Raw genomic sequence first — 2,640 nt, 5'->3', positions numbered from 1 at the left:
TAACAAAGTAATTGCAAGCTTTCATGTGCTAAATCAAAAGTTAAAATATGTTAACGACTACAATTCCTCTCATTTAATGTTTAAATTGGTGGTAATATTTACATTTCTGCTTATCTTTCTTTATTTTCGCAGAAACAAAAACAGATATATGGAAGAATTTGAAGTAAGCGAAGCTGCTAAAAAGACAAAAACCATTTATATTTCTACGATCTTTAGTATTGCGTTGGTATTATTAATGTTGGGCATGTTAGGTCTCATCTTAGTACACGCAAAAAACTTATCAAAATATGTTAAGGAAAACATTGTGCTAAACATTATCGTTGATGAGGGCGCAAAGGAGACAGATATTTTAGCTTTTCAAAAGCAGTTAAATGGCAATGTAGCGGTTAAACAAACTCAATACGTAAATAAAGAAGTAGCACAGCACAATTTAACCAAAGATTTAGGAGAAGATTTTGTTAACTTTTTAGGGTATAACCCACTTTTATCTACTATTGACGTTTACTTAAAAGCTGATTATGCAAATAATCAAAGCATCGATTCTCTAAAAAGAAGCTTGGAAAAAAATCCGATGGTTAAAGAAGTAATTTACCAAAGTTCTTTAATCGATATGGTAAATAAAAACATTAGCACGATTAGTTTAATCGTATTAGGTTTTGCGATTATCTTGTTAGTTATTGCAATTGCTTTAATTAATAACACCATTCGTCTTGCTATCTTTTCTCAGCGTTTTTTAATTAAGAGTATGCAACTAGTTGGCGCAACAAAAAACTTCATTAGAAAACCATTTATTTTAGTTGCAGCATTACATGGTTTAATTGCCTCTTTTATTGCGATTATTATCCTTTTGGGTATTTTATATTATGCACAAAAGGAAATTCCAGAAATTATCATCTTAAGAAATTATACTGATTTTGGAATAGTCCTCGTTGCGATGGTGGCAATTGGTATTTTCATAACTGCAATCTCTACCCTATTTGCAGTAAGCAGATATTTACGTTTAAAAATTTACGACCTTTATAGATAATGGCAGAAAAAAAATCGGCTCCTGTACAACAGGGACAAAAAGTAGAAATGGTTTTTAATAAAAAGAATTACCAATTGTTAATCATTAGCATAGCAATAGTAGCTGTTGGCTTTATTTTAATGATCGGTAAAGAAGGTGACATTTATGACACCAGAAGAACCTTAATCGCACCAATGACCGTATTATTTGGCTTTGCTTTCGGTGTTTACGCTATTCTGAAGAAATAACAATTAATGAATTTCTTTCAAGCATTTATCCTTGCGCTTATTGAGGGCTTAACGGAGTTTTTACCCGTTTCGTCAACTGGACACATGATTATTGGCTCGTCGATGATGGGTATCCAATCAGATCCTTTTGTTAAATTGTTTACAATTTGCATTCAGCTGGGTGCCATTCTATCCGTGGTAGTGTTATATTTTAAGCGTTTTTTTAAGAGCGTTAATTTCTATTTTAAATTAGTTATTGCTTTTATCCCGGCCGCGATTTTTGGTTTTCTTTTGAGCGATAAAATTGACCAGATGCTTGAAAGTCCGCTAACTGTGGCTATTTCACTTGTAGTAGGTGGTATTATTTTGTTGTTCGTTGACCACTGGTTTAAAGATGCAACCATCGAAACAGAAGAGGAGATTAATTACGTTACTGCTTTAAAAATAGGCTTCTTTCAGTGCTTAGCAATGATTCCAGGTGTATCTAGATCTGGCGCAACTATTGTTGGGGGTATGAGCCAAAATCTAAAAAGAAAAGCCGCAGCAGAGTTTTCATTTTTTCTTGCTGTGCCAACGATGTTTGCTGCAACAGGGAAAAAGCTGTTAGACTTTTATCAAGAAGGACATACAATTACCTCAGATCAAATGCAAGTACTAGCATTTGGAAACGTTGTTGCTTTTATTGTGGCATTATTAGCCATCAAGAGCTTTATCGGTTATCTTAATAAAAATGGCTTTAAGATCTTTGGTTGGTATCGAATTATCGTAGGCGGAATAATTATCGCATTGTTGCTATCGGGCCACAGCCTCTCTATTATTTAATTTGTAGCTTTGTAACCTGAGTTAGATTAATGACGATTGTGCAAATAATTGAACTCGGGCTTGTAGTATAAATTAATTACATTTTGAATAAATTTCCAGATTTTAACTTTGCCGAAGGCGAATTACTTTTAATTAATAAACCATATAAGTGGACTTCTTTTGATGTCGTAGGCAAAATTAGGAATTCTTTAAAGCCATTAAAGTTAAAAGTCGGTCATGCCGGAACACTCGACCCTTTAGCCACAGGATTACTAATTATTTGTACAGGGAAATTAACTAAACAGATAGATACCTTTCAGGCTCAAGAAAAAGAATATACTGGCACCATGATTTTAGGCGCCACTACTCCATCTTTTGATATGGAAACAGCCGTTAATGCTGAGTTTCCTTTTGAGCATTTAACTGAAGCGCAAGTTTACGATGCTACTGCAACCTTTAAAGGGGATATTGAACAATACCCGCCTGCCCATTCAGCGGTAAAGGTAAATGGCGAACGCCTATACGTTAAAGCTCGTTTAGGTGAAGAGGTAGAGTTGCGCAAACGTCAGGTTACGGTAAGCGAATTCGAGATTACCAGGATAGCCC

3 protein-coding genes and 1 pseudogene are annotated in these 2,640 nt (G+C 34.5%); all 4 read left to right on the top strand.

Features of this window, described 5'->3' with window-relative positions; all coding sequences use genetic code 11:
• Positions 1 to 148 precede the first annotated feature (148 nt).
• Positions 149 to 1,027, top strand: a complete 879-nt coding sequence (locus WC622_RS17080; RefSeq protein ID WP_372820896.1) for a cell division protein FtsX — start codon at positions 149 to 151, stop codon at positions 1,025 to 1,027.
• Complete coding sequence (locus WC622_RS17075; protein ID WP_372820895.1) at positions 1,027 to 1,254, top strand: DUF3098 domain-containing protein; 228 nt, start codon at positions 1,027 to 1,029, stop codon at positions 1,252 to 1,254. The genes WC622_RS17080 and WC622_RS17075 overlap by 1 nt, the downstream gene beginning before the upstream one ends.
• A gap of 6 nt (positions 1,255 to 1,260) precedes the next feature.
• Entirely contained in the window at positions 1,261 to 2,055 is a 795-nt protein-coding gene (locus WC622_RS17070; protein ID WP_372820894.1) for an undecaprenyl-diphosphate phosphatase, read from the top strand.
• Positions 2,056 to 2,138: 83 nt separating this feature from the next.
• A pseudogene (locus tag WC622_RS17065) lies at positions 2,139 to 2,640 on the top strand (tRNA pseudouridine(55) synthase); the annotation flags it as partial.

This window comes from Pedobacter sp. (assembly GCF_041662865.1).
Lineage (GTDB): Bacteria > Bacteroidota > Bacteroidia > Sphingobacteriales > Sphingobacteriaceae > Pedobacter.
Note: the sequence above shows the minus strand (reverse complement) of the source record. Positions and strands in the feature narration are given on the sequence as shown.